This is a genomic window from Bacillus sp. REN16 (assembly GCF_020731355.1).
Classification (GTDB): Bacteria; Bacillota; Bacilli; order Bacillales; family Bacillaceae_L; genus Ferdinandcohnia.
In genome coordinates, this window is the sequence record NZ_JAJFZK010000001.1 from 1 (window position 1) to 24497 (window position 24497).

Genomic DNA, 24497 nt, shown 5'->3' on the forward strand with positions numbered 1-24497 from the left:
GAAAAAGTGTTAAATTTAATATGGATAGGTGTTTTATATATGTCTCATTTGGCTAGGTCAGTTCAGGTCATTTTTTTGTAATTATTTTTTATTAACACTTGGCTTATCTTCGTATGCAGATGTAAAGATCGCTGCTAAAAAGGTCACGATTACACCTAAAATAAGGATTAATTTCATGTTCATTTCCTCCCTTATGTATGAAGTTCAATAAGTTTGAACCCTCAAGAATACCTAAAAAACTCATCTATGTGTATTATAACCCAATTTCAATTTGGTGTGAATGTTATCTATGGACAAATTGTAAACATTTTCGCACCTTTCAAAACTGGCACATACACTAGTAGTGAACTCCTTTAACATTATCCAGCAGCCTTTCCTCTATTTATACCCTTACTTTTATAAAAATATTTTTCAATTTGTCCAAACAGGAAAACAAAGGTTGTTATTTCATAATTCAGAATTGGACATGTTGAATTTTGTAAGATTAAAGCATGTTAAAGGACATCCTCGCATACATTTAAATAAACCGTGCAAAAGACATCAAAGATGGAGGAGGCCCCTAATTAATGGATATCTTAAAAAAGATAGAACAGTTTCGTGAAGAGGAACAACGCTTGAAGTGGGAAGGAACCTTCGCTGAATATTTGGAACTTCTAAAAGAAAAGCCTTGGGTTGCTCAGTCTGCTCATTCCAGAGTTTATAATATGGTTAAGGACGCAGGAATTGAAGAGGAAGATGGAAAGCGCAAGTACAAATTCTTTGACCACCAATTATTTGGTCTTGAGGAAGCACTTGAGCGGTTAGTCGAAGAATATTTTCATCCAGCAGCCAAACGACTAGATGTTCGTAAACGAATTTTATTATTAATGGGTCCTGTGAGCGGCGGTAAATCAACACTTGTTTCCATGTTAAAAAGGGGATTAGAAACGTATTCCCATACGGAGCGAGGTGCGGTTTATGCCATTAAAGGTTGTCCGATGCATGAAGACCCCTTACACCTTATTCCACATCATTTAAGAGAAGACTTTTTTGATGAGTACGGGGTTCGAATTGAAGGTAATTTGTCACCATTAAATATGATGAGATTGCAGGAAGAATATGGCGGCAGAATTGAGGATGTAAGGGTTGAACGAATATTCTTTTCCGAGGATAAGCGTGTCGGAATTGGAACATTTAGTCCATCAGATCCGAAATCCCAGGATATTGCCGATCTAACTGGAAGCATCGACTTTTCAACGATTGCAGAATTTGGATCAGAATCAGATCCGCGTGCCTATCGTTTTGACGGGGAATTAAACAAAGCGAACCGTGGAATGATGGAGTTCCAAGAAATGTTAAAATGCGATGAAAAGTTCCTTTGGCATCTATTATCCTTAACGCAAGAGGGGAATTTTAAAGCAGGACGTTTTGCCCTGATTTCAGCGGATGAACTCATTGTCGCCCATACGAACGAAACAGAGTATCGTTCCTTTATTGCTAATAAGAAAAATGAGGCATTGCATTCGCGTATTATCGTAATGCCTGTACCTTATAATCTCAGAGTTTCTGAGGAAGAACGTATTTATGCAAAGATGATTAATGAAAGTGATGTCCGAGATGTTCATATTGCGCCACACACCTTTAGAGTCGCAGCAATGTTTACGATCTTAACACGATTAAAAGCGCCAAAAAAAGGCGATGTCGATATTATTAAAAAGATGAGACTGTATGATGGAGAAAGTGTGGTAGGCTTTAATGCAGTTGATGTAGAAGAGCTTAAGAGGGAATACCAGGATGAGGGTATGAGCGGTATTGACCCGCGTTATGTAATCAATCGTATTTCCTCAACCATCATCCGGAAGGAAAATCCATCTATTAATGCATTAGATGTATTGCGTTCATTAAAGGATGGCCTTGAGCATCATTCGTCGATTTCAAATGAAGACCGTGAACGCTATTTGAACTTCATTTCAATCGCGAGACGTGAGTATGATGATATCGCGAAAAAAGAGGTGCAAAAGGCATTTGTGTATTCATATGAAGAGTCCGCGAAAACATTAATGGATAACTATCTGGATAATGTTGAAGCATACTGCAATAAAAACAAGCTCCGTGATCCATTAACGGGCGAAGAAATGAATCCAGATGAAAAGCTGATGCGTTCAATCGAAGAGCAAATTGGAATTTCTGAAAATGCAAAGAAGGCATTTAGAGAAGAAATCCTAATTCGTATCTCGGCATATGCACGAAAAGGCAGAAGATTTGATTACAATTCACATGAACGTCTGCGTGAGGCAATCCAAAAGAAATTATTTGCCGACCTGAAGGACGTCGTAAAAATTACTACTTCAACAAAAACACCAGATGAGCAACAGCTGAAAAAAGTGAATGAAGTTGTAGCAAGACTAATTGATGAACACGGCTATAATTCAACATCAGCGAATGAACTGCTTCGTTATGTCGGAAGCTTGCTAAATCGATAATTTTAATAAGGGGTTAGACCAGTTGATTGGTCTAATCCCTTATTTTTCAAATGAGGCTTTAGATAAGAACAAACAAAAAACTTGTGTGGCCAATTTATGTGCCAAGGGGAAACTTGTCTATTATTAAGACATACCGCCTAAATTGCGAAATCTTTTGTCAATAATACGATATTTTTGCATAGTATAGAGTAATCTACTATTGCTTCATTTTTTTCAAAGTAGTAAGAAGTGGATCTCTTTTTAATTCAGACAGGTGCAATTTTTACAGTATTTCGTTTACTGAAAGTTTACTAAAAGCAGTCAAGATAATGTATGAAGGCCAAGGCAAAAATGTGAATGGTTATAAAAAAATAGTTTAGGAGGGGAAGAATTATGTCGAAAGGTAATTCGAAGAACTTTGTCATTTCCCAAGAAGATTGGTCCCTCCATCGCAAAGGCCATGATGATCAAACAAGACACCAGGAAAAGGTACAGGATGCCATAAAAAATAATTTACCTGATTTGATAACGGAAGAAAGTATCATTATGTCAAACGGGAGAGATGTCGTTAAAATTCCAATTCGATCATTAGACGAATATAAAATCCGCTATAACTATGACAAAAATAAACACGTTGGCCAAGGGGATGGAGAAAGCCAGGTAGGTGACGTTATAGCAAGAGATGGATCAGGTCAAAATCAAGGCAAAGCGGGTCCTGGAAAAGGGCAGGGTGCAGGCGATCAAGCTGGTGAAGACTATTATGAAGCTGAAGTTTCCATGATGGAGCTTGAAGAAGCCTTGTTTAAGGAGTTAGAGCTGCCGAACCTGAAACGAAAAGAACAGGATCAAAACATTGTTGAAAATATTGAATTTAATGATATCCGTCGTACGGGATTGATGGGGAATATTGATAAGAAACGTACGATGATGTCGGCATACAAACGAAATGCGATGGCTGGGAAACCGAGTTTCCATCCGATTTATCGTGAGGATTTGAAATTTAAAACGTGGAATGAGATTGTAAAACCAGATTCAAAGGCTGTGGTGCTTGCGATGATGGATACGAGTGGATCAATGGGGATCTGGGAGAAGTATATGGCAAGAAGCTTCTTCTTCTGGATGACTCGATTCCTGCGCACGAAATATGAAACAGTCGAAATTGAATTTATTGCCCACCACACGGAGGCCAAGGTTGTATCTGAAGAAGATTTCTTCTCAAAGGGTGAAAGTGGAGGAACGATATGCTCATCCGTTTATCGAAAGGCATTAGAAATCATTGATGATAAATATCCAACCACACGCTACAATATTTATCCATTCCATTTCTCAGATGGAGATAATTTAACCTCAGATAATGCAAGATGTGTAAAATTAGTCAGCGAGTTAATGAAGGTTTCGAATATGTTCGGTTACGGAGAAGTAAATCAATACAATCGTCATTCTACCCTTATGTCAGCCTATAAGAACATTGAGGATGAGCGATTTAAGTATTATATTTTAAAACAAAAAGCAGATGTCTTCCATGCCATGAAGAGTTTCTTTCATAAAGATGAAGAAAATAAGGCGTATGCCTAAAATTAGCCAGCTGAGAAGCTGGCTATTAAAATTGTTGAAAAGATGTCAGTGCAGATTTTGACGTGTATAATGTAAAATAAATTCAAACTGTAAATAGTCTCGGTAGGTGGAGTGATGTAATTGACGGCTAACGAATTATGCAGAATTCTAATTGTTGACGATGAAATATTAATAAGGCAAGGAATAAAATACTATTTGAATTGGGAAGAGGAAGGTTTTCAAATCGTTGGAGAAGCTTCAAATGGGAAAGAGGCACTTGAATTAATTGATCAGACAAATCCCCATATTGTCATCACGGATATCGTCATGCCAATCATGGATGGTGAAGAGTTAACAAAAGAGATAAAAGCCAATTATCAGGACATCGAAGTCATTATCTTAAGCAGTTTTGGCGAGTATGATTATGTTCGGTCTACTTTCCAAAGCGGTGTTGTGGATTATATATTAAAGCCTAAGCTAGATGCACAGGGATTGTTAACTGTATTAAAAAGAGCTCGAGAGAAAATCCCATTAACGAAAAGTACAAAGAATACGATTGAAGATTCTATTTTGATCGGACAAGCTATTGAAAAACAAATCAAAGGGTATGAAACAGATGTTAATTCAACGAAGCGCTTGAATGCATTCCCTTATAGTAGTTTTTGTTTAATAGCGGTCGACACAAATGGAGTTACCGATAACCAAACATCTATGAGAAAAATAGTTGATGATTTAAAAACGGGTTCAATCACAAGCTATCGTTATCAACTAGAACCAAACCTTGAGTTAGTCCTGCTGAATTATAATAAAGGACATGTACCAGAGGTGGTGAACAGGATATCTCAAATTGAGAAAACAATCCCACAAGTGGCTATTATTTTAAGTGATGTATTTTCTGCTTTTAGTAAGGTAGGAAAAGTATTTAGAGAAGACATCCTGCCTATGCTTCAATATCGGTTTTATTTCCCTGAGAAAACCTTTTTGCAGAAATCAGATCTGCCTATGAAAGCACCAACCTGTGATGCGTTTAACTTAGATCGCTTCACAGATGATTTTACACATGAGCGTTTTGATTTGGCACTTACATATGTAAGAGAATATACAAAGACGTATTCAACATGCTATACAACTGATGTGGCGAGGTTTAAATCATTTTTTGGAAATATTATATTTAATATATCCATTCTTTTGGGGAATATGGAATACGATGTGAAGGAACTTGAAAGTATGAAGTATGAGTCTTTACAGATTATTGAGGAAGCGAAGACTGCGGATAAGGTTGTAGAGCAATTTAATATGTTTATTGAGGAGTTCTATAAATGTATCAAAACAACACGAAATTATTCTAGTAATTCAAACATGAAGATGATTCTTGAATATATACAAGATCACTATGCGGAGCCGCTTACTCTAACAGAAGTAGCCACTTATTTTCATTTTAATCCTTCTTATTTATCCAATTACTTTTCAGTTCATAATAAAGAAGGTTTTATTGAATATTTAAATAAAATTCGCATCGAGGAAGCTGCAAAATTACTTATTAAGAGTGATATTCCAATTTCAGAAATCGGTCCGATGGTCGGTTATTCAGATCACAGTTATTTTTCAAAAATATTTAAGAAGATAAAAGGGATGTCACCTAGCCAGTATCGCAGGAAATCGATGAGATAAGGATAATAGAATGAAGAATCGTAGATTTCATCTTAAGCATAATAGCTTATTTTTAATCATGTTTTTTTTAACAGTCATAAGTATCATTTCAGTCGCCATTATTATAACTTGGACGACTCTGCGTATGGCAGAAGATTTTTTTATCGATAAATTTAGTATCACCAATGCAAAAGTATTGGACCAAGTAACAGACAGCTTCGAATCATTTCATTATGCAATCGTCACAGCCTCTAATAATTTATCGCAGAGTGGGACGTTGAAAACAATTCTGACAGAGGAGCAAACAAATGCAGAGAAGATGAATTCTTATTTTAACCTTCGCCAGTTAATGAAGAGAGTGGAGCCTAATCTTGAGGCATATGACGTTAGTATAACGGTACTAGGGGAAAATGGGATTAGCTATTCAACAAATCGAAATTATTGGCCGATTTCTGATAATGAGCTATCGGAAAGTCATCTTACAGCTAGTACAAAGCGACATTTTAAAAAGCTAATCTATAATTACGACCAACGTGAGAATCTTAATTCAAAGCAAATGAGCCCATTCGTAATCGCAACACGGGCCTTATTAGAACGTGGTTCAGGCAATATATATGGGGTCATGTATTTTGCGATTCGAGAAAAGGAGTTTCGAAGTTTTTATACAAACTATACAAGCCCTGGAAATGACATCTTTGTTATCGATGGATATGGCCGAATTGTTTCGAGCAATCGTGACGAACTAATTGGTCAAGGAGACCCTGTCCTTCAAGATTATGCATCTGAGCTTAATAAAAACCCTGACAAGTACGTCATAAAGGAGTTTGATGGCAAAGCACATATTTTCTTTGGCCAATACTTAGAGTCATTTGATTTATATATTTTAAATGTGATTGATAAGGATACGGCGGTTAGTGGATTAATTGATAAAAAAGAAATGGCTGTTACATTGAGTGTCATCATTGTCGTCGCAATTCTATTTGTATTTCTCATGTCAAGGCGAATAACAAACGCTTTGTACCGACTCGTACGTGAAATTTCAAATGCTTCAAAAACGAACTTCCATCAATATGTATCGGTAAATGGAACGTATGAAACGAGGGAGTTGGGACAAGCATTTAACTCCATGCTGGATGAGCTTCATGATTATGTAGACCAGCATGTTGAATCGCAAAAGAAGATACGCCACGCGGAGCTTGCTGCACTTCAGCAACAAATTAATCCGCACTTCCTTTATAATACATTAACGTCGATTAAGTTTATGGTCAAACATGGTAGTAAAGCAGAAGCTGAGGAAACTCTAAATGCATTTATCTCTATTTTACAAAATACGATTGGGAATGGTAGTGAAACTGTACAAGTAAAGCAGGAAGTTAATACCTTAAAGGACTATGTATTCATTAACCAAATGCGTTATGGCAGCCGCATCACGGTAAGTTATTTTGTGGGAGCTAATTGTGAAGACTATATGATTCCTAAATTAATTCTTCAACCTTTCTTAGAAAACGCCTTTTTTCATGGATTCAATAGGAAGCCTGATGGTTCAATAAAGGTCTTAATTTGGAAACAGGGCGTAGATCTAATATGTGAAATTGTAGATAACGGGGATGGAATGGATTTGGCGGAGGAGAATGAACTTCCTGTCTCTAATCGAAAGCAAGACCGTTTCACTGGAATTGGTATTCGTAATGTCCATGAGCGTATCCAACTCCTTTATGGCGAAACCTATGGAGTTTCTATTACGAGTGAAATAGGCAACGGTACAAAAGTAAGAATCACATTACCTGTTGAAAAAGAATAACACAAATCTGGGCTCCTTTTTGAAAGGGGTCTTTTTTATAGAACAAAATCGACTAATACTTATAAAAATAATCACAATATATAAAAATCCTGCAAATTAATTTTTGAAAACGGATACAACTAGTAAAAATATCACAAATTTAGTGAAATATCGTCCTAACGAATCTGCGACTTTGGGTGCTAAGATAAATATGTAGAAAGGATAACGCTTTCAAAAAAAGAATAATCCGAGGGGGAATATTTGTGAAGAAGATTTTAGCGTTATTAGTAGTTAGTATTTTAATGTTATCTGCATGTTCATCTGGGGATTCAGATAAAACAGCGGACAAGTCAAAAGATACAAATGAAATAACAGTTTGGGCATGGGACCCTAACTTTAACATCAAGGCAATGGAAATCGCGAAAGAAGCATACGCAAGTGAAAATTCTGATGTGAAAGTGAATATCGTAGAGAATGCTCAAGACGATATTATCCAAAAGCTTAATACTGCTTTAAGCTCTGGAACAACTAAGGGTTTACCAAACATCGTATTAATAGAAGATTATCGTGCACAAAGCTTCCTGCAAGCATATCCAGATGCATTTCACAAAATCACTGGTTCAATTAATGTAGATGATTTTGCACCATACAAAATTGCTCCAACAAGCTATGAAGGAGAAAACTACGGTGTACCATTTGACACTGGTGTAGCAGGCTTTTATGTAAGAACAGACTACCTAGAAGAAGCAGGTTACTCAGTAGAAGATATCACTAATGTTGATTGGGACAAATTTATTGAAGTTGGTAAAAAAATTAAAGAAACAACTGGTAAGGATTTGTTAACGCTTGATCCAAATGACCTTGGACAAATTCGTATGATGATCCAATCTAGTGGATCTTGGTACTTAAAAGAAGATGGTGTTACACCAAATCTAGCAGGAAATGAAGCACTTACTAAGGCATTTGAAGTTTATAAATCAATTCTAGATGCTAATATTGCAAAACCTGTTTCTGACTGGAGCCAGTTCTTAGCTGCATTCAATAGTGGAGATGTTGCATCAGTTCCAACAGGTAACTGGATAACACCATCAGTCAAAGCCGAAGCTTCACAATCTGGAAATTGGGCAGTCGTACCATTCCCAACTCTTCCTGGTATTGAAGGTTCTGTAAATGCTTCAAACCTAGGCGGAAGCTCATGGTATGTACTTGATGTAGCAGGTAAAGAAAATGCAGTAGATTTCTTAACAAAAACATTTGGTTCTAACGCTGATATGTATCAAACATTAGTTACTGAAATCGGTGCGATCGGTTCTTATATGCCAGCTGCTGAAGGTGAAGCTTATCAAGCTGCAGACGAGTTCTTTGGAGGACAAAAAATCATTTCTGATTTCTCAACATGGACAGAAGAAATTCCTCAAGTGAATTATGGCTTGCATACGTATGCGCTCGAAGACATCTTAGTTGTTGAAATGCAAAACTACCTAAAAGGTAAATCAATTGACGATGTGTTAAAAGATGCTCAAAAACAAGCAGAAGCACAAGTGAAATAAGGTAACACCAAAAAGTCTTAAAGAATCTGACTCATGATATTGAGGCAATGCCTCGGAAAACTCGCAACTCCTAATGTTTATGAGTGAGCTATGGCGAGATCTTCCGAGGCTATTACTTTAACTTACAGCGAAAAAAGACATCAATTTCCTCCAGCATTGGCGGCAAATCATGTTTTTAAATTATTTTAAGAGGCAGGGAGTTGAACATAGAATGAACACAGCGAAATCCAACGCCATTATTACCCCGAAACCTAAAAAATCTACAAGAGGTCTTCGTACGAAAAATGCCCTTATTGGCTGGTCATTTATTGCCATTGCAACGATCATGATCTGCTGGTTTTATTTTTACCCAATGATTCAAGCATTGATCATGTCATTCCAATCAGGGACAGGAACGAATTTAACATTTGTGGGATTGGACAACTACAAGCGTTTATTCCTGGACCCGACCTTTATTGCAGCATTAAAAAATACTGTCATTTATCTGCTAGTTCAAGTACCAGTCATGATTTTATTAGCCCTTGTATTCTCAGTTTTGCTAAATGACAAGACATTAAAGTTTAAGGGCTTATTCCGGACAGCAATCTTTTTACCAGCTGTTACATCGTTGGTTGCCTATTCTGTTATCTTTAAATATCTATTTGGAGTAGACGGAATTCTTAATGTAATGTTAATGAAAGTATCACTTATTTCTGAACCCATTCAATGGCTTACAGACCCATTCTGGGCGAAGGTAGCGATTATTATTGCCATTACTTGGAGATGGACAGGATACAATATGATATTTTATCTATCCTCTCTTCAAAACATTGACCCGTCAATTTATGAAGCAGCAAAAATAGATGGAGCATCACCTATTCAACAATTTTTCAAAATTACGATACCAATGTTAAAGCCAATCATTTTATTTACATCGATCACGTCAACCATCGGAACACTGCAATTATTCGATGAGGTTATGAATATCACTGGTGGGGGACCAGGTAACTCCACAATCACAATATCACAGTATATCTATAATATTTCATTCAAATATACACCAGACTTTGGATATGCAGCGACCGTGTCTTATGCAATCGTAATCATGATTATTTTCTTCTCAATCATTCAGTTTAAAGTGGCAGGTGATAAAAAATGAGTAAATTCAACCGTGTAATAAGCTATGGAATACTAATTATGGCGACAATTATCTCCATTTTCCCATTTCTATGGATGATTGTAAGTGCGACGAATAAGTCAGTCGACGTAACAAAAGGCAGATTATTGCCAGGCTCACATTTAATCGAGAATTTTCAAAATCTATTAGATTCCGTTAATTTGGTGCCTGCACTAGTAAACTCAGCCAAGGTATCAATCTCGACAACCATTCTAGCATTATTAATTGGTTCGCTAGCCGGTTATGGATTTGAAATTCATAGAAGTAAAGCGAAAGACGTTGTATTCAATATTTTATTACTTTCAATGATGATTCCATTTGCAGCATTAATGGTACCGTTGTTCCGTATGTTCGGTTCCATTTCACAAAATGCTCCATTTATGGGGATTGATACATTAACTGCGGTTGTATTACCAAGTATCACTACCGCGTTTCTCATTTTCTTCTTCCGTCAAAATACAAAGATGTTTCCTAAGGATATACTGGAGGCAGGACGAATAGACGGGTTGAGCGAATTAGGAGTGTTTTTCAAAATTTATGTTCCGACTATGAAAACAACATATGCAGCAGCAGCGATAATTACATTTATGGCTAGCTGGAATAACTATCTATGGCCATTGGTCGTGTTGCAATCTCCAGAGAATCAAACAATACCATTACTTATTTCGAATCTAGGATCAAGCTATACACCAGATTATGGAGTAATTATGACAGCGATTGTAATCGCCACTTTACCGGCAGCAATCATCTTCTTCCTAATGCAAAAGCATTTCGTTGCAGGAATGATGGGGTCCGTAAAATAACAGTAGTAAAGGAAGGTAGTATACAAGATGACGATAATTCCAAACTTGAATTGGCTAACTGATTTGAATATCTTTGCAGTAAACCGAGTACCGGCACATTCAGACCATGTCTATTATGAAAGTGTAGCGGAAGCTAAAAATAAAGCATTAATGAAACTGCGCTATGATTTAAATGGAAACTGGAAGTTTCACTATGCAGACAATCCAAACCTAAGACCTGAAGTATTTTATGAAGTAGATTTTGATTGTCGGAGCTGGGAGAATATTAAAGTTCCTGGGCATATCCAGCTGCAAGGTTATGGGCAACCGCAATACGTGAATACAATGTATCCGTGGGATGGACATCATGAGATTCGACCACCTGAAATTCCTGTTGATCATAATCCAGTTGGAAGCTATGTTAAGTATTTTACTGTTCCCGATAACATGATTCAAAAACCAGTATTTATCTCGTTTCAAGGAGTTGAGTCAGCTTTCTTTGTGTGGCTAAATGGCGAATTTGTTGGTTATAGTGAAGACTCCTTTACACCTGCTGAATTTGAACTAACTCCATTTATGAAGGATGGAGAAAATAAGCTTTCGGTAGAAGTATATCAACGGAGTACAGGGAGTTGGCTGGAGGACCAAGATTTCTGGAGATTCTCGGGAATTTTTAGAGATGTGTATCTTTATACAATACCCGAAATTCATGTTCGTGATCTGCATGTAAAAGCGGAACTAAACGAAACACTAACAGTTGGAACTCTTAATGTGAATCTTGAATTAATGGGTACTGCTCCTTCAAACTCAAAACTTGTAGCTGAACTTTGTGATGCAAACAACGAACCCGTTTTGACAGAAAATATGAATCTCTCAGATAGCACTCACTCATTTTCGGTGACACTTAACGAACCTAAGCTATGGAGTGCTGAAAATCCTTATTTATACAAATTATATATACAGGTTTTCAATGAATCTGGAGAACTAGTAGAAGTGATTCCTCAAAGTGTAGGCTTTAGAAGATTTGAGTTAGTTGATAAAGTGATGAAAATAAATGGTGAGCGAATCGTCTTTAAAGGCGTTAACCGTCATGAATTTAATCATCGGACGGGTCGTTCTATAACGAAAGAAGATATGCTTTGGGATATTAAAACCCTTAAGCAGCAAAATATGAACGCGGTACGTACATCCCATTACCCAAATCAAAGCCTTTGGTACGAGCTTTGTGATGAATATGGAATCTATGTAATTGATGAAATGAATTTGGAAACACATGGATCATGGCAAAAGATGGGTGCAGTCGAGCCATCTTGGAATGTTCCAGGTAATAAGCCAGAATGGCATGATATCGTAATGGACCGTGCTGTTTCCATGTTTGAAAGAGACAAAAATCATCCATCTATTGTAATTTGGTCATGTGGTAACGAATCGTATGCCGGTGAAGTGATATTAAGTGTTTCTAAATATTTCAAACAAGTTGACTCAAGTCGTCTTGTTCATTATGAAGGGGTATTCCATAATCGCGATTATGATGAGATAAGTGATATGGAAAGTCGTATGTATGCAAAGCCTGTTGATATTGAAAAATATTTGAACGAACAGCCAGAAAAACCATATATCAGCTGTGAATATATGCATGCGATGGGGAATTCACTCGGAGGCATGAACAAATATACAGATTTAGAACGTAAGTATCCGATGTACCAGGGTGGCTTCATTTGGGATTATATTGACCAATCTCTTATTAAAAAAGACCGATATGGTCAGGAGTTCCTAGCATATGGAGGGGACTTTGGCGATCGTCCAACGGATTACGGATTCTGTACGAATGGAATAGTGTATGCCAATCGAGAGCTTTCACCAAAGATGCAGGAAGTGAAGTTCCTATACCAAAATATTAAGTTATTTCCAGATAAAGATGGCGTAAGAATTGTAAATGATCATTTGTTTACAAATACATCTGAGTATGTGTTTGAATATACGTTATATCGTGAAGGTGTCGAGGTGTATCGTACTTCAACGAATGTTGAGATTGCTCCGTTAAGTGAGGGGAAAGTTGCGTTCGATTGGCCTTCTAGTGTAATGGATGTATCAGGTGAATATAGTATTGTAGCCTCATTCCGTTTAAAGAACAAAACCATTTGGGCGGATGCTGGTTATGAAATCGCATTTGGACAATTTATTTTTAATGTCGGTGAAAAAACGATAGAAATTCAAAAGGATAAAGTAAGTGATTTACGCGTTGCATATGGTGACGTAAATATTGGTGTACATGGAAGAGAGTTCTCGGTTATTTTCTCAAAACAGGCGGGTACTTTAATTTCGTTAAATTATGCTGGAAAAGAAATGATTGAAATGCCTCCTGCACCATTGTTCTGGAGAGCGACAACTGACAATGATCGAGGGTTTTCACAAACCTATCACTCTGGAGCTTGGTTAACAGCAAGTCTTGCCCGGAAATGTGTGGGTATTGACGTACAAGAAGAGACAGATTTCGTTCGTGTTCGCTTTGCCTACAAACTACCGATTCATAGTGAAGTGGATGTTGCAGTTGAATATACCGTACTACGAGACGGAAGTGTTAAAGTGAAATCGGTGTATCGTGGTGTTGAAGGCTTACCACAAATGCCTATTCATGCCATTTCATTTAAGGTTTCGGCAGATTATGACCAATTAGAATGGTATGCGAAGGGACCTGCTGAAAATTACTCGGATCGTTCAGAAGGTGCTAAATTAGGTATCTTCTCAAATACCGTCAAAGATAATCTTTCAGGTTATGTCATGCCACAGGAATCTGGAAATCGCACTGGTGTTCGCTGGGTTCGTTTGACCAACAACGAAGGAACTGGAATTAAGATTTCTTCAGTTACTGAGCCAGTTGAATGTAATTTTTCACCATATACAGCATTTGAGCTAGAAAATGCCGGGCATATTTACGAGCTTCCACCTGTGCATTATACAGTTGTTACGGTCGCAGGAAAACAAATGGGTGTCGGCGGTGATGATAGCTGGGGCGCACCAGTGCACGATGAACACCTACTAAAGGCAAATGAAGATAAAGAATTTGAGTTTATCATTCAGCCAATCTAAATCATTGAAAGGTAAAGAGCTTGAAGCATCAGGCTCTTTACTTTTGGAAGGAGAACAGACATGCATATCCTTATTAATGAGCATAATAATGAATTCCACTTAACGAACGGAAAAATTAGTTATATTTTTAACGTCTTAAAAAATGGTAGTCTTGGTCAGTTATATTTCGGGAAAGCCATCAAACATCGTAATGACTTTTCTCATTTTCAACTTACTGATATTCCAACTGCAGCAAGCTGTCATTTCTTTCAAAATGATCCTGCATTCTCACTAGAAACGATTCGACAGGAATACCCTATTTACGGAAAAGGAGATTTCCGTGATGCAGCAATTGAGCTAGAAACGAATGAAGGAAGAATCGGTAATGGTTTCATTTTTAAGGAATATGAAATCACACAAGGAAAACCAAAGCTTGAGGGATTACCTGCTACGTATGCAAATGAAAACGAAGCAAGTACCATAACCTTTACTTTACTTGATGAGAAAATTCAAACCGAGCTTCTCTTAACTTATACCATTTTTCATGATTATCCTGTGATCACGAGAAGTGTAGCGTTGAAAAATACTGGCTCGGACACCATTTATATTAAAAAGCTTATGAGTTCGTCCATTGATCTTCCAGATGCTGATTTTAAAATGGTTCATTTAGCGGGAACATGGTCAAGAGAAAGACATATCGAAGAACGCGAACTTGTACCTGGAACACATTCAATTGCTAGTATTCGAGGAGCCAGCTCCCATCATCATAATCCATTTATCGCATTGAAAAGAAAAGATGCAACAGAACATAATCATGAGGTTTATGGATTTAATTTTGTGTATAGTAGTAACTTTTTAGCTCAGGTTGAAGTTGACCATTATGACGTAACACGAGTAATGATGGGAATCCATCCTCATCAGTTCAAGTGGCAAGTAGAAGCGGAAGAAAGCTTCCAGGCCCCAGAAGTGGTTATGGTCTACTCAGAAAATGGGCTAAACGGGATGAGTCAAACGTATCATGATTTATATCGAAACCAGTTAATAAGTGAGCCATGGAAAAAGGAAGAAAGACCAATCTTAATTAATAACTGGGAAGCCACCTATTTTGATTTTAATGAGGAAAAGCTAGCAGATATCGCAAAGAGTGCAAGTGGACTAGGAATTGAGTTATTTGTATTAGATGATGGATGGTTTGGAAAAAGAAATGATGATACATCTTCGCTAGGTGACTGGTTTGAAGATAAGGAGAAATTACCGAATGGATTAACTTCTATCTCCCAAAAAGTGAATGAGTTAGGAATGAAATTCGGTTTGTGGTTTGAACCTGAAATGATCAACCCTAATAGCGAATTGTTCGAAACACACCCTGATTGGATTGTTGGAAGACCACATGAGCATTTAACATTTGGTCGAAATCAGCTTGTTCTTGATTTTTCAAGAGAAGAAGTTGTCAACTACCTTTATGGGAAAATGGCAGACATCATTAGGAAAACCAATCTCTCATATATTAAATGGGATATGAATCGAAATATTACTGATGCATTTTCAAATGCTTTGTCCATCGAACAACAGGGTGAGTTTTATCATCGTTACATTTTAGGAGTATATGCCTTATACGAAAGGTTAACATCTGAATTTCCAGCTGTGATGTTTGAATCATGTGCAGGCGGGGGCGGACGATTTGATCCAGGTATGCTCTACTATGCACCGCAGGCTTGGACAAGTGATGATACGGATGCTGTTGAAAGACTTAAGATTCAGTATGGGACATCACTCGTATATCCGATTTATAGCATGGGCTCACATGTTTCAGCTGCTCCTAATCATCAAACATTACGAACAACGTCCATTGAAACCCGAGCGAATGTAGCTTACTTTGGAACATTTGGTTATGAATTAAATCCGTTAGAGCTAAGTGCAGAAGAACGTGATGAGATAAAGAAGCAGATTGAATTTTATAAAACACATCGTACCCTTGTTCGTGACGGAGACTTTTATCGACTCTTAAGTCCATTCCAACAAAATGAAACAGCATGGATGATCGTTTCCAAAGATAAAAAAGAAGCACTGGTCGGATATTACAAAGTGCTAGCGACTCCAAATGTAAAAAAGCAACAAATTCTACCTTTAAAAGGACTGGATGAGTCCATCTCTTATTCAATAAATGGAACAGAGGAAATTCATTACGGTGATGAATTGATGTTCAGAGGCTTACCGTTATCAACTGAATTTAACGGTGTTAATGGAAAGCTTGCAGAGCGCGGTGGAGATTATCAGTCGATTGTATATTACTTGAATGGAAGAGAATAAATGTGATAATACTTGGCTTCGAGCTAGTATTAGAAGAATGAATATTAAGATGAAAACGTGATAATGGCCAACTGAGAGGTTGGGCAATTTAGTGGATTAATAATCTTTGTAACAGAAATCGTTGTCGCACTCTAGCAGATTGAAAAGATTTAATTAATAGAAACTTAACCCTTTATTCATACTTTGTTCATATTTACAAAGTATTATTAAGACATGGAAAAGATAAGCTTTTTCATCCCCCCTTTTAAATGATCATAAATCATTTTCAACGTCCGGCCATTTGGCCGGATATTTTTTTTATGCATTATTAAATCTGTATAACATGAATAGAATTCTGTGATTCAACCAACATAAAAATATGGAAAAAAATATAGAAAAAGGGGACAATTACATGAAGCTTTCCAAATACCAGATAACAGAGCTACATGGTTTCAATAATTTGACGAAATCATTAAGTTTTAACATGTATGATATCTGTTATACAAGGTCGTTAAAGGAACGTAATGCGTATCTTGAATATATTGATGATGTATATAATGCCGATCGCTTAACTGAAATACTAAGCAATGTAGCGGATATTATTGGAGCAAATATTTTAAATGTTGCCAAGCAAGACTACGTACCGCAGGGGGCAAGTGTAACCATCCTTGTATCAGAAGGACCAGTAGAAGAGCCGCATGCCGAAGATTTTGAAGAGTCCCCAGGGCCGATTCCAGGATCAGTTGTTGCGCAAATGGATAAAAGTCATATTACCGTTCATACTTATCCGGAATCACATCCGGACGAAGGAATTAGCACATTTCGGGCGGATATTGATGTATCAACTTGCGGGGAAATCTCTCCTCTTAAAGCGTTAAATTATATGATCCAATCGTTCGAGACCGATGTAATGACGATTGATTACAGGGTACGAGGATTTACGAGGGATGTCAGGGGACATAAACTATTTATCGACCATGAAATCAATTCCATTCAAAATTATATTCCGGACGATATCCAAGAAATGTATCATATGATTGATGTGAATGTATATCAGGAAAATATATTCCACACAAAATGCAAACTGAAGGAATTTGATTTGGAGCATTACTTGTTTTTCAGTAATACAAAAGAAAAACTTACACCAGAAGAGGAACAAGTTATTGCTGATAAATTGATTACCGAAATGGATGAAATTTTTTACGGGAAAAATATTATTTGAAAAAGTGTTGACATTAACATAAAACCTATGTAAAATTAATTTTATAATAAATATTTCGAATATTATCTCCTAAAGGGGAGTAGCTTTTACAGCAAAGTCGTCATTTCAGAGTGTAACCACTCTCGGCTTTGTTGGCAACTTAAATGTTGTTAGCAAGACCTTTACCGAGTTTACGGTAGAGGTCTTTATTTATGACCTTTACCAATTACGGTAAAGGTCATTTTTGTTTTACGATGATAGTGAGGTGAAAGGTATGCTAAAGAGAAAAGTAGAAACAACTTCTTTTGAAGAATTAATTAAAAAGAATAAAGAAGAAATTTTACGAGACAAGGAAGAGCTCGCAAAGATTGAAAAACGTTTAGATGATAAGTATGCATCATCACTGAAATAAGTTTATTCTAGTGAAATTCATTGTTGTTTTTCCTAAATTTATAGAATAAAAGAATAGAAGGGAGACTTTTGATGGAAATCTTAAGCGTAGAGTTTTTAACCGCACTTTTAGTTATTATTGGGATTGATTTAGTGTTAGCAGGAGATAACGCCATCGTTATCGGTTTGGCAGCAAGAAAACTGCCTAAGGAACAACAAAAGAAGGCTATTATCTGGGGGACAGTAGGGGCCATTGTAATTAGGATTGCAGCAACACTAGCAGTTGTATGGCTTCTCGAAATCACAGGGCTACGACTTATCGGCGGAATCCTTCTATTATGGATTGCCTATAATTTATTATCTGATGACAAGGGCCATGAAATAAAAGCTGTCGGAAGCTTCTGGGCAGCCATCCGTACGATTATTATTGCGGACGCATTAATGGGTCTAGATAATGTATTAGCGGTTGCTGGAGCTGCTCAGGGTAACTTCTTACTTGTTGTATTAGGACTTATTATTTCCGTTCCAATTATGATCTGGGGAAGTACATTGTTTATTAAGTTAGTGGAACGTTACCCAATTATCATTACGATTGGTGCCGCTATTTTAGCTTGGACTGCATCAAAGATGATTGTTGCGGAACCATTCCTAAGCACATATTTTAGTAACGGTTTTGTGAAGTATGGCTTTGAAATTCTCGTTGTCGCAGCTGTAATTGCAATTGGTTATGTGAAGCAAAAGAAAGCTGCAAATACAGTCGAAGAGCAACAAGAACAACAAGTATTAAGTAAAGCTGAATAATCATTTAGGGCGGACTCGAATACGGGTCCGCTTTTATATTGTATAAATAATGGTCGGAAAATGTGCATGGAATAGATTAACAACCGCATTAATCTTGAAATTATTTTTTGCATCCCATTGACCGGTGGTTAATAAAAATAGTAGGAAAAAGTTGTGGAGATGCTGTATTTAACGATAGATCCGGTGGTACTGGATGGATCAAAATATGAGCAGGAAATCGGCCCTCTTCCGGCAACATCTTATGAGGAAGGAATTAAGAGAACCTTGGATTGTATGATGAAAAATAGTTAAAAAACATTGAAAAAGACAGAACGACATGGTAAGATGTCATTGTTCTGTCTTTTTTTTTTGAAACTTATAAATAAACACGTTCAATATATCCTATTATAAGTTTATAACAAATTATTGTGTTTGTCAACTATGAGATTTTTAAGATAAAGACAGAAGTTCACGTAGACGAGGAGTGGTGTTCATGGAGAAGCAAAATTCAGACTGGATTCAGGAACAAGATAGACTTGAAGATGCGCTAAAGGTCATAGAAAGTAAGAAAGCAGCTATCGAATCAATGGTGGGAAGCTTTAAAAGTGAGATTGTCGACCTTCGTAAGTCATTTTGGGAAGACGTAACTGTCAATCTTGATGAACCTGATGATGTCATTGAAACATTTCAAAGTATTAAACAGCAATCCGAGCTTATAGGTGAACGTGAAAGAAATCATCGGCAGATTTTTAAACAGATTAAAATACTTGAAAGATTGAAGGAATCACCCTATTTTGGTCGATTTGATTTTGCCGAAAATGGAGAAACAAGTGAAGAAAAAATTTATATTGGAATTGCATCCTTATTAGATAAAAACGAAGAAGACTTTTTAATCTTTGACTGGAGAGCACCTATCTCAAGTATGTACTATGACTATTATCCTGGGCCTGCTCAGTATGAAACCCATTTTGAAACGATCGATGGGGAAATGACATTAAAACGGCAATTCATCATAAAAAACGGTAAGCTGAAAAGTATGTTTGATACAGGGGTTACGATCGGTGATGAAATGCTGCAACAGGTACTTGGCAATAATGCCAATACACAAATGAAGAGCATTGTTGCTACGATTCAGCGGGAGCAGAATAAAATCATCCGAAATGAAAAAAGTCGTTATTTAATTGTGCAAGGTGTAGCTGGTTCTGGTAAAACGTCAGCTGCCTTACAGCGTGTGGCTTATTTACTATATCGGTATCGTGAGCAGCTGAGTTCTAATAATATTATGCTGTTCTCACCGAATCCCCTTTTTAATAGTTATGTCGCTACCGTTCTTCCAGAGCTTGGGGAAGAAAATATGCAACAATCAACATTTCAGGAATACGTTGAACATCGCTTAGGTGGTCTTTTTGACATAGAAGACCCATTTTCACAAATGGAATACTTATTAACAGAGATGGATCAACCTAATTACGATGTAAGGCTTCAAGCTATTCATTACAAAGCAAACCTAGATTTTAAGGAACTCATTCAAACCTATGTAAAAGAACTTAGCGAACATGGGATTCTTTTTAAAAACATTGGGTTTAAGAAGAAAAAGATGATATCGAAGGAAACAATTCAGGAGTATTTCTACTCTTTAGATCCGTCCATATCGATTCCAAATCGACTTTCGAAGGTTACAGAGTGGCTGATGAAAGAAGTGGTCAAATTCGAACGGAAGGAACGGAAAAAGGATTGGGTTCTCCAGGAAGCTGAATTGATGGAGAAAGAGGACCATCTTGAAATCTTTAAGCAATTGCAGAAAAAGCAGGAGTTTTCAAATGATACGTTTGATGATTATGAACGTGAGGAAAAGCTAATTGCTAAAGAAATTGTGCGGAAGCATTTTAAACCAATAAAGGCTGCCATTAAAAAGCTGGATTACCTTGATCGCAAAGGAATTTATAAACAATTATTTTCTCATACAAAAGAACACCAGGTAACAGAAAAATGGAATGAAATTTGCTCTTCTACAATCGAAAAATTGACACAAAATCGCTTAAATTATGAGGATGCTATTCCATTTCTATACTTACAGGATTTAATTGAGGGAAAGCAATCAAATACGAACATTCGCCATTTGTTCATAGACGAAGCACAGGATTATTCGCCGTTCCAATTTGAATATTTAAAGCAATTGTTTCCAAATTGCCGCATGACCATCCTTGGCGATTATAATCAAGCCATCTATGCACATTCCATGAATGCACCAACTCTTTTATCACCGGAGCTTTATGAGGAAGACAAATCAGAAGTCATTCTATTGAAAAAAAGCTACCGTTCTACAAAAGAGATTGTTGATTTTTCAAAAGGAATTGTGGCTGCGGGGAATGAAATTGAACCATTTAACCGTTCAGGCGCTCTTCCATTATTCAAAGAAGTGGAAACAAAAGAGGATCTCCACAAAGAAATCTTAACAAAAATAAAGGCACTTCAAGGACAGGGACACGAAACGATTGCAGTGATTTGTAAAACAAATGCAGAAAGCAAGGAAGCCTTCAATGCGTTAAAAGATGAAGCACAGGTACGACTCATGAACCAAGAAACCTATCAATTTGATAAAGGTGTTCTTGTTTTACCAACATATTTGGCAAAAGGAATCGAGTTTGATGCAGTTATTATTTATAATGCTTCAAATGAAGTGTACGGAAGAGAATATGAAAGAAAGCTTTTTTATACGGCTTGTACACGCGCTATGCATGAACTCCAGCTTTTTTCGATTGGGGAAAGAAGCTTCTTCTTTAATGGTATTGGTAAGGAAGATTATATTGAAGTATAAAACTGGAGTCAGCAAATGCTGGCTCTTTAATAAGGTGGGAAAGCTTTGAAAAGATGTGGCTGGGTGAATGAGGATCCTCTTTATGTAGATTATCATGATCATGAATGGGGTGTTCCCGTGTACGATGATCGCTTGCTTTTTGAGTATTTGAATTTAGAGGGGGCACAGGCTGGTTTAAGCTGGTACACGATTTTAAAGAAACGAGAAAATTACCGAAAGGCCTTTGATAATTTTGAGCCAGCTAAAATCATTACATATAATGAGACGAAAATAGAAGAGCTTTTATCAAATAAAGGGATCGTCCGAAATCGGTTAAAAGTCAACGCAGTTGTCACAAACGCAAGAGCATTTTTTCGTATTGTAGAGGAATTCGGAAGCTTCCATACCTATATTTGGTCGTTTGTTGATGGAATACCGATTAAAAATCACTTTAAAACGTTAGATGAAGTCCCAGCGACAACGGACATTAGTGACCGGTTAAGCAAAGATTTAAAAAAGCGCGGGTTCAAATTTGTTGGTTCGACGATTTGCTATGCATTTATGCAGGCAACAGGAATGGTAAATGATCATATTATAAGCTGCCATTGTTATAACCGTACATAAAAGGAGGGCTTTCCTCATTGGAAAGCCCCTAAAACTTACATAACGGGTTCATCATCATCATCATCTTCATATAAATAACCCATTTCTTGTTCCCTGGTTGCTAATGTATTTGTGAGATCATGCCACCCCGAATATCCAAAAACGGTGTCAAGGAGTCTTTCAAATCGAGTCATTGTTTTCACCTCTTTTTTGGATTAGTCTGTCCGTTCTTTTAAATTGTATGTATCATGAAAGTTTTTTTAACCTAACAATTTCCCTATAATAGGTGATAGAGGTGGATTATTTATGAACAGAAAGATAGGTTTTATTGGCTGTGGAAAAATGGCTCAGGCGATGATTCAAGGGATGCTTACTTCCAAGGTTGCAACCCCGCAGCAATTAATTGTAAGTGCAAAAACGGAGGATACCCTTCAATTCGTGGAAAAAACATTCCAAATTAAAACTACTCAACATAATAAAGTGGTTGCAGAGAATGCTGATTATTTGTTTTTAGCTGTTAAGCCAAATCTATATGCGGAAGTGATCAACGAGGTTAGGGAAGTTGTGAAAGATAACACGATTATTATTACAATCGCAGCTGGAATTACGCTTGATTTTATCCAACAGCAATTTCAACGGCCAATGAAGACAGTACGCTCCATGCCAAATACGCCATCCTTGGTTGGTGAAGGAATGAGTGCGCTTTGCATCAACTCTTACGTGAGTAAGGAAGATTTATCTGAAATTATCCGACTGTTTGAAGGATTTGGGAAGGCTGAGGTTATTGAGGAACAACTCATGGATGCTATCCCCGCGGTGAGTGGTTCATCCCCAGCCTATGCCTTTTTGTTTATCGAAGCATTAGCTGATGGTGCTGTTATGCAGGGGATACCTAGAAAACAAGCATACAAGCTTGCCGCACAGGCTTTACTAGGTGCAGCAAAAATGGTCTTGGAAACGGAAAAACATCCGGGTGAATTAAAGGATGAGGTTTGCACCCCAGGTGGATCTACCATTCAGGCGGTCGCAACCCTAGAAAAACAGGGCTTCCGTGCGAGTGTTATTGCCGCTATGGAAAGCTGTTCTCAAAAATCTAAAGAACTATCCCAATAAGAGGAAAAAGTCTGCAATTATCTTTTTAATTGCAGATTTTTTAGTTGATTTGTTCGTTGAAAAGAACGTATAATAAAAATATGACAAATATTACAAAAGTTAGTAACAAATACAAGTTATCCAACGTCTAATGAGGTGAAAAAGGTTTCCTTCTTCATTCGTAAAAACTTCTACTTTCACTACACAATCTCTTCTATTCTCTATGCATCCTAGTCTATTTCCCATATATGAGAAGGCAAGAAGAACTTACAGTAAATAGGAATATATTCTTTTTTCATTAATAAAATTCCTATGTAAGTTCTTTTGTTAACCATTTTTAATATTTGTAACATTGTCCAAAAAGAAAAAAAGACAATAAAACTATGGGAGAGAGTAATTTGAAGAAAACAACATTGCCATTATTATTAGGTGTTTTATTGATGAGCGGGTGTAGTCTCATTGAGAAAAAAGAGCCAGTAAGTGTGGAGCTCCATCATGTTGCACCTGTTGAAGTGATTGAAACAAAGCAAGTTACCGAAACACGAGAAGTTTCCATCATAGACCCTAGGGATAATAGTGTCATCGAAGTCCTAAATCGGGATGATTTCCAAAACGAAGAGGAATTAAGAGCGAAAGCCGCACAATTAGCAAGTGATTTAGCAGCCACAATTGATCGCCCTATGAAACCAGTAAAACTAAGTAATACTGGAGAATTGCAGGGTGGAGAAAGCCGAATGATTTTAAAAGAAGATGAGCTTGTCAATAGAATACTAGATGATTCCATTTTTAATAAACAAGTTGTTCTTCCAATTGAGGAAACCAATCCAAATGTTACACCGGATCAAGTCCAAGGCATTAATGATGTTGTCCTAGGAAGCTTTACAACCTATTTCGATCCATCTGTAACCGGAAGAAACTTTAATATTACTAAGTCAGCAAATGAAGTTCACGATGTCGTGTTAGGACCTGGCGATCGTTTTTCTTTTAACCATGTGGTTGGAAATGGATCCAAGGAGAATGGATATGCGCTAGCAACCGTTATTATTAACAAGGAATTTGTACCAGGATATGGAGGAGGGATATGCCAAACTTCAAGCACTCTATATAATGCAGTTGCTAAAGCTGGCCTTGAGATCGTAGAACTTCACCATCATTCAAAACCTGTTGGCTATGTTCCACTAGGGGCTGATGCAACGGTTGCATACCCATACCTGGACTTTAAATTTGAGAATAATCGTCCGTATCCAGTTATCTTGAAAACAACTGTAACTGCTAGTTCAATTCAAGTTGAGGTTCGTTCCGCAGCGAATTATGTATCAAATTAAAAACATATTTACTAGGTCAGCGTGGCTGGCCTTTTTTT

Annotated in this window: 18 protein-coding genes; 17 read left to right on the forward strand and 1 reads right to left on the reverse strand. The window is 37.0% G+C overall.

All coding sequences use genetic code 11. The features are described from left to right. The first annotated feature begins 566 nt into the window (after positions 1-566). From LKW28_RS00005 to LKW28_RS00075, 15 genes are all read left to right on the forward strand, one after another. Positions 567-2462 (forward strand): PrkA family serine protein kinase, encoded by a 1896-nt coding sequence (locus LKW28_RS00005; protein ID WP_229138289.1) that lies wholly within the window; start codon positions 567-569, stop codon positions 2460-2462. Between the two features lie 372 nt (positions 2463-2834). Next, positions 2835-4016 carry a sporulation protein YhbH gene (yhbH, locus tag LKW28_RS00010; protein ID WP_229138290.1) on the forward strand — a complete coding sequence of 394 codons (1182 nt, stop codon included), beginning with the start codon at positions 2835-2837 and terminating at the stop codon, positions 4014-4016. Positions 4017-4136: 120 nt separating this feature from the next. After that, complete coding sequence (locus LKW28_RS00015) at positions 4137-5666, forward strand: response regulator transcription factor (protein ID WP_229138291.1); 1530 nt, start codon at positions 4137-4139, stop codon at positions 5664-5666. 10 nt (positions 5667-5676) lie between these two features. After that, positions 5677-7446, forward strand: coding sequence for a sensor histidine kinase (locus LKW28_RS00020; RefSeq protein ID WP_229138292.1), 1770 nt, complete (start codon positions 5677-5679; stop codon positions 7444-7446). A 242-nt stretch (positions 7447-7688) separates the two neighbouring features. Next, positions 7689-8975: an ABC transporter substrate-binding protein gene (locus tag LKW28_RS00025; protein ID WP_229138293.1), complete on the forward strand. Its 1287-nt coding sequence runs from the start codon at positions 7689-7691 to the stop codon at positions 8973-8975. Positions 8976-9210: 235 nt separating this feature from the next. Then, positions 9211-10113, forward strand: a complete 903-nt coding sequence (locus LKW28_RS00030) for a carbohydrate ABC transporter permease (RefSeq protein WP_420708785.1) — start codon at positions 9211-9213, stop codon at positions 10111-10113. Continuing rightward, positions 10110-10934, forward strand: coding sequence for a carbohydrate ABC transporter permease (locus tag LKW28_RS00035; protein WP_229138295.1), 825 nt, complete (start codon positions 10110-10112; stop codon positions 10932-10934). The genes LKW28_RS00030 and LKW28_RS00035 overlap by 4 nt, the downstream gene beginning before the upstream one ends. 27 nt (positions 10935-10961) lie before the next feature. Next, positions 10962-14003, forward strand: coding sequence for a glycoside hydrolase family 2 TIM barrel-domain containing protein (locus tag LKW28_RS00040; protein ID WP_229138296.1), 3042 nt, complete (start codon positions 10962-10964; stop codon positions 14001-14003). 60 nt (positions 14004-14063) lie between these two features. Beyond that, a complete protein-coding gene (locus LKW28_RS00045) occupies positions 14064-16292 on the forward strand; it encodes an alpha-galactosidase (RefSeq protein ID WP_229138297.1) in 2229 nt (742 codons plus the stop codon). Positions 16293-16683: 391 nt separating this feature from the next. Then, positions 16684-17493: an adenosylmethionine decarboxylase gene (speD, locus tag LKW28_RS00050; RefSeq protein WP_229138298.1), complete on the forward strand. Its 810-nt coding sequence runs from the start codon at positions 16684-16686 to the stop codon at positions 17491-17493. A 253-nt stretch (positions 17494-17746) separates the two neighbouring features. Then, entirely contained in the window at positions 17747-17884 is a 138-nt protein-coding gene (locus tag LKW28_RS00055) for an FbpB family small basic protein (protein ID WP_229138299.1), read from the forward strand. A 71-nt stretch (positions 17885-17955) separates the two neighbouring features. Beyond that, positions 17956-18663, forward strand: a complete 708-nt coding sequence (locus tag LKW28_RS00060) for a TerC family protein (RefSeq protein ID WP_229138300.1) — start codon at positions 17956-17958, stop codon at positions 18661-18663. A gap of 153 nt (positions 18664-18816) precedes the next feature. Next, positions 18817-18954 (forward strand): hypothetical protein, encoded by a 138-nt coding sequence (locus LKW28_RS00065; protein ID WP_229138301.1) that lies wholly within the window; start codon positions 18817-18819, stop codon positions 18952-18954. Positions 18955-19135: 181 nt separating this feature from the next. Beyond that, positions 19136-21460 (forward strand): RNA polymerase recycling motor HelD, encoded by a 2325-nt coding sequence (gene helD / locus LKW28_RS00070; protein ID WP_229138302.1) that lies wholly within the window; start codon positions 19136-19138, stop codon positions 21458-21460. Positions 21461-21505: 45 nt separating this feature from the next. Continuing rightward, a complete protein-coding gene (locus tag LKW28_RS00075; RefSeq protein ID WP_229138303.1) occupies positions 21506-22063 on the forward strand; it encodes a DNA-3-methyladenine glycosylase I in 558 nt (185 codons plus the stop codon). A gap of 35 nt (positions 22064-22098) precedes the next feature. Here the strand turns inward: LKW28_RS00075 and LKW28_RS00080 are convergent, their stop codons facing one another. After that, a complete protein-coding gene (locus LKW28_RS00080; protein ID WP_229138304.1) occupies positions 22099-22236 on the reverse strand; it encodes a hypothetical protein in 138 nt (45 codons plus the stop codon). 112 nt (positions 22237-22348) lie between these two features. Here LKW28_RS00080 and proC point away from each other — a divergent pair, with 112 nt between their 5' ends. Together proC and LKW28_RS00090 are read left to right on the forward strand one after the other, a co-directional pair. Further along, the gene (gene proC, locus LKW28_RS00085; RefSeq protein WP_229138305.1) at positions 22349-23155 is read left to right on the forward strand and encodes a pyrroline-5-carboxylate reductase; all 807 of its coding nucleotides are present in this window, start codon (positions 22349-22351) and stop codon (positions 23153-23155) included. 377 nt (positions 23156-23532) lie between these two features. Then, the gene (locus LKW28_RS00090) at positions 23533-24459 is read left to right on the forward strand and encodes a VanW family protein (protein ID WP_229138306.1); all 927 of its coding nucleotides are present in this window, start codon (positions 23533-23535) and stop codon (positions 24457-24459) included. Positions 24460-24497 lie beyond the last annotated feature (38 nt).

Coding starts and splice junctions, on each gene's coding strand:
- LKW28_RS00080 (WP_229138304.1), bottom strand. CDS start 22,236: ATGACTCGATTTGAAAGACTCCTTGACACCGTTTTTGGATATTCGGGG.
- helD (WP_229138302.1), top strand. CDS start 19,136: ATGGAGAAGCAAAATTCAGACTGGATTCAGGAACAAGATAGACTTGAA.
- LKW28_RS00035 (WP_229138295.1), top strand. CDS start 10,110: ATGAGTAAATTCAACCGTGTAATAAGCTATGGAATACTAATTATGGCG.
- speD (WP_229138298.1), top strand. CDS start 16,684: ATGAAGCTTTCCAAATACCAGATAACAGAGCTACATGGTTTCAATAAT.
- LKW28_RS00020 (WP_229138292.1), top strand. CDS start 5,677: ATGAAGAATCGTAGATTTCATCTTAAGCATAATAGCTTATTTTTAATC.
- LKW28_RS00045 (WP_229138297.1), top strand. CDS start 14,064: ATGCATATCCTTATTAATGAGCATAATAATGAATTCCACTTAACGAAC.
- yhbH (WP_229138290.1), top strand. CDS start 2,835: ATGTCGAAAGGTAATTCGAAGAACTTTGTCATTTCCCAAGAAGATTGG.
- LKW28_RS00040 (WP_229138296.1), top strand. CDS start 10,962: ATGACGATAATTCCAAACTTGAATTGGCTAACTGATTTGAATATCTTT.
- LKW28_RS00005 (WP_229138289.1), top strand. CDS start 567: ATGGATATCTTAAAAAAGATAGAACAGTTTCGTGAAGAGGAACAACGC.
- proC (WP_229138305.1), top strand. CDS start 22,349: ATGAACAGAAAGATAGGTTTTATTGGCTGTGGAAAAATGGCTCAGGCG.
- LKW28_RS00060 (WP_229138300.1), top strand. CDS start 17,956: ATGGAAATCTTAAGCGTAGAGTTTTTAACCGCACTTTTAGTTATTATT.
- LKW28_RS00055 (WP_229138299.1), top strand. CDS start 17,747: ATGCTAAAGAGAAAAGTAGAAACAACTTCTTTTGAAGAATTAATTAAA.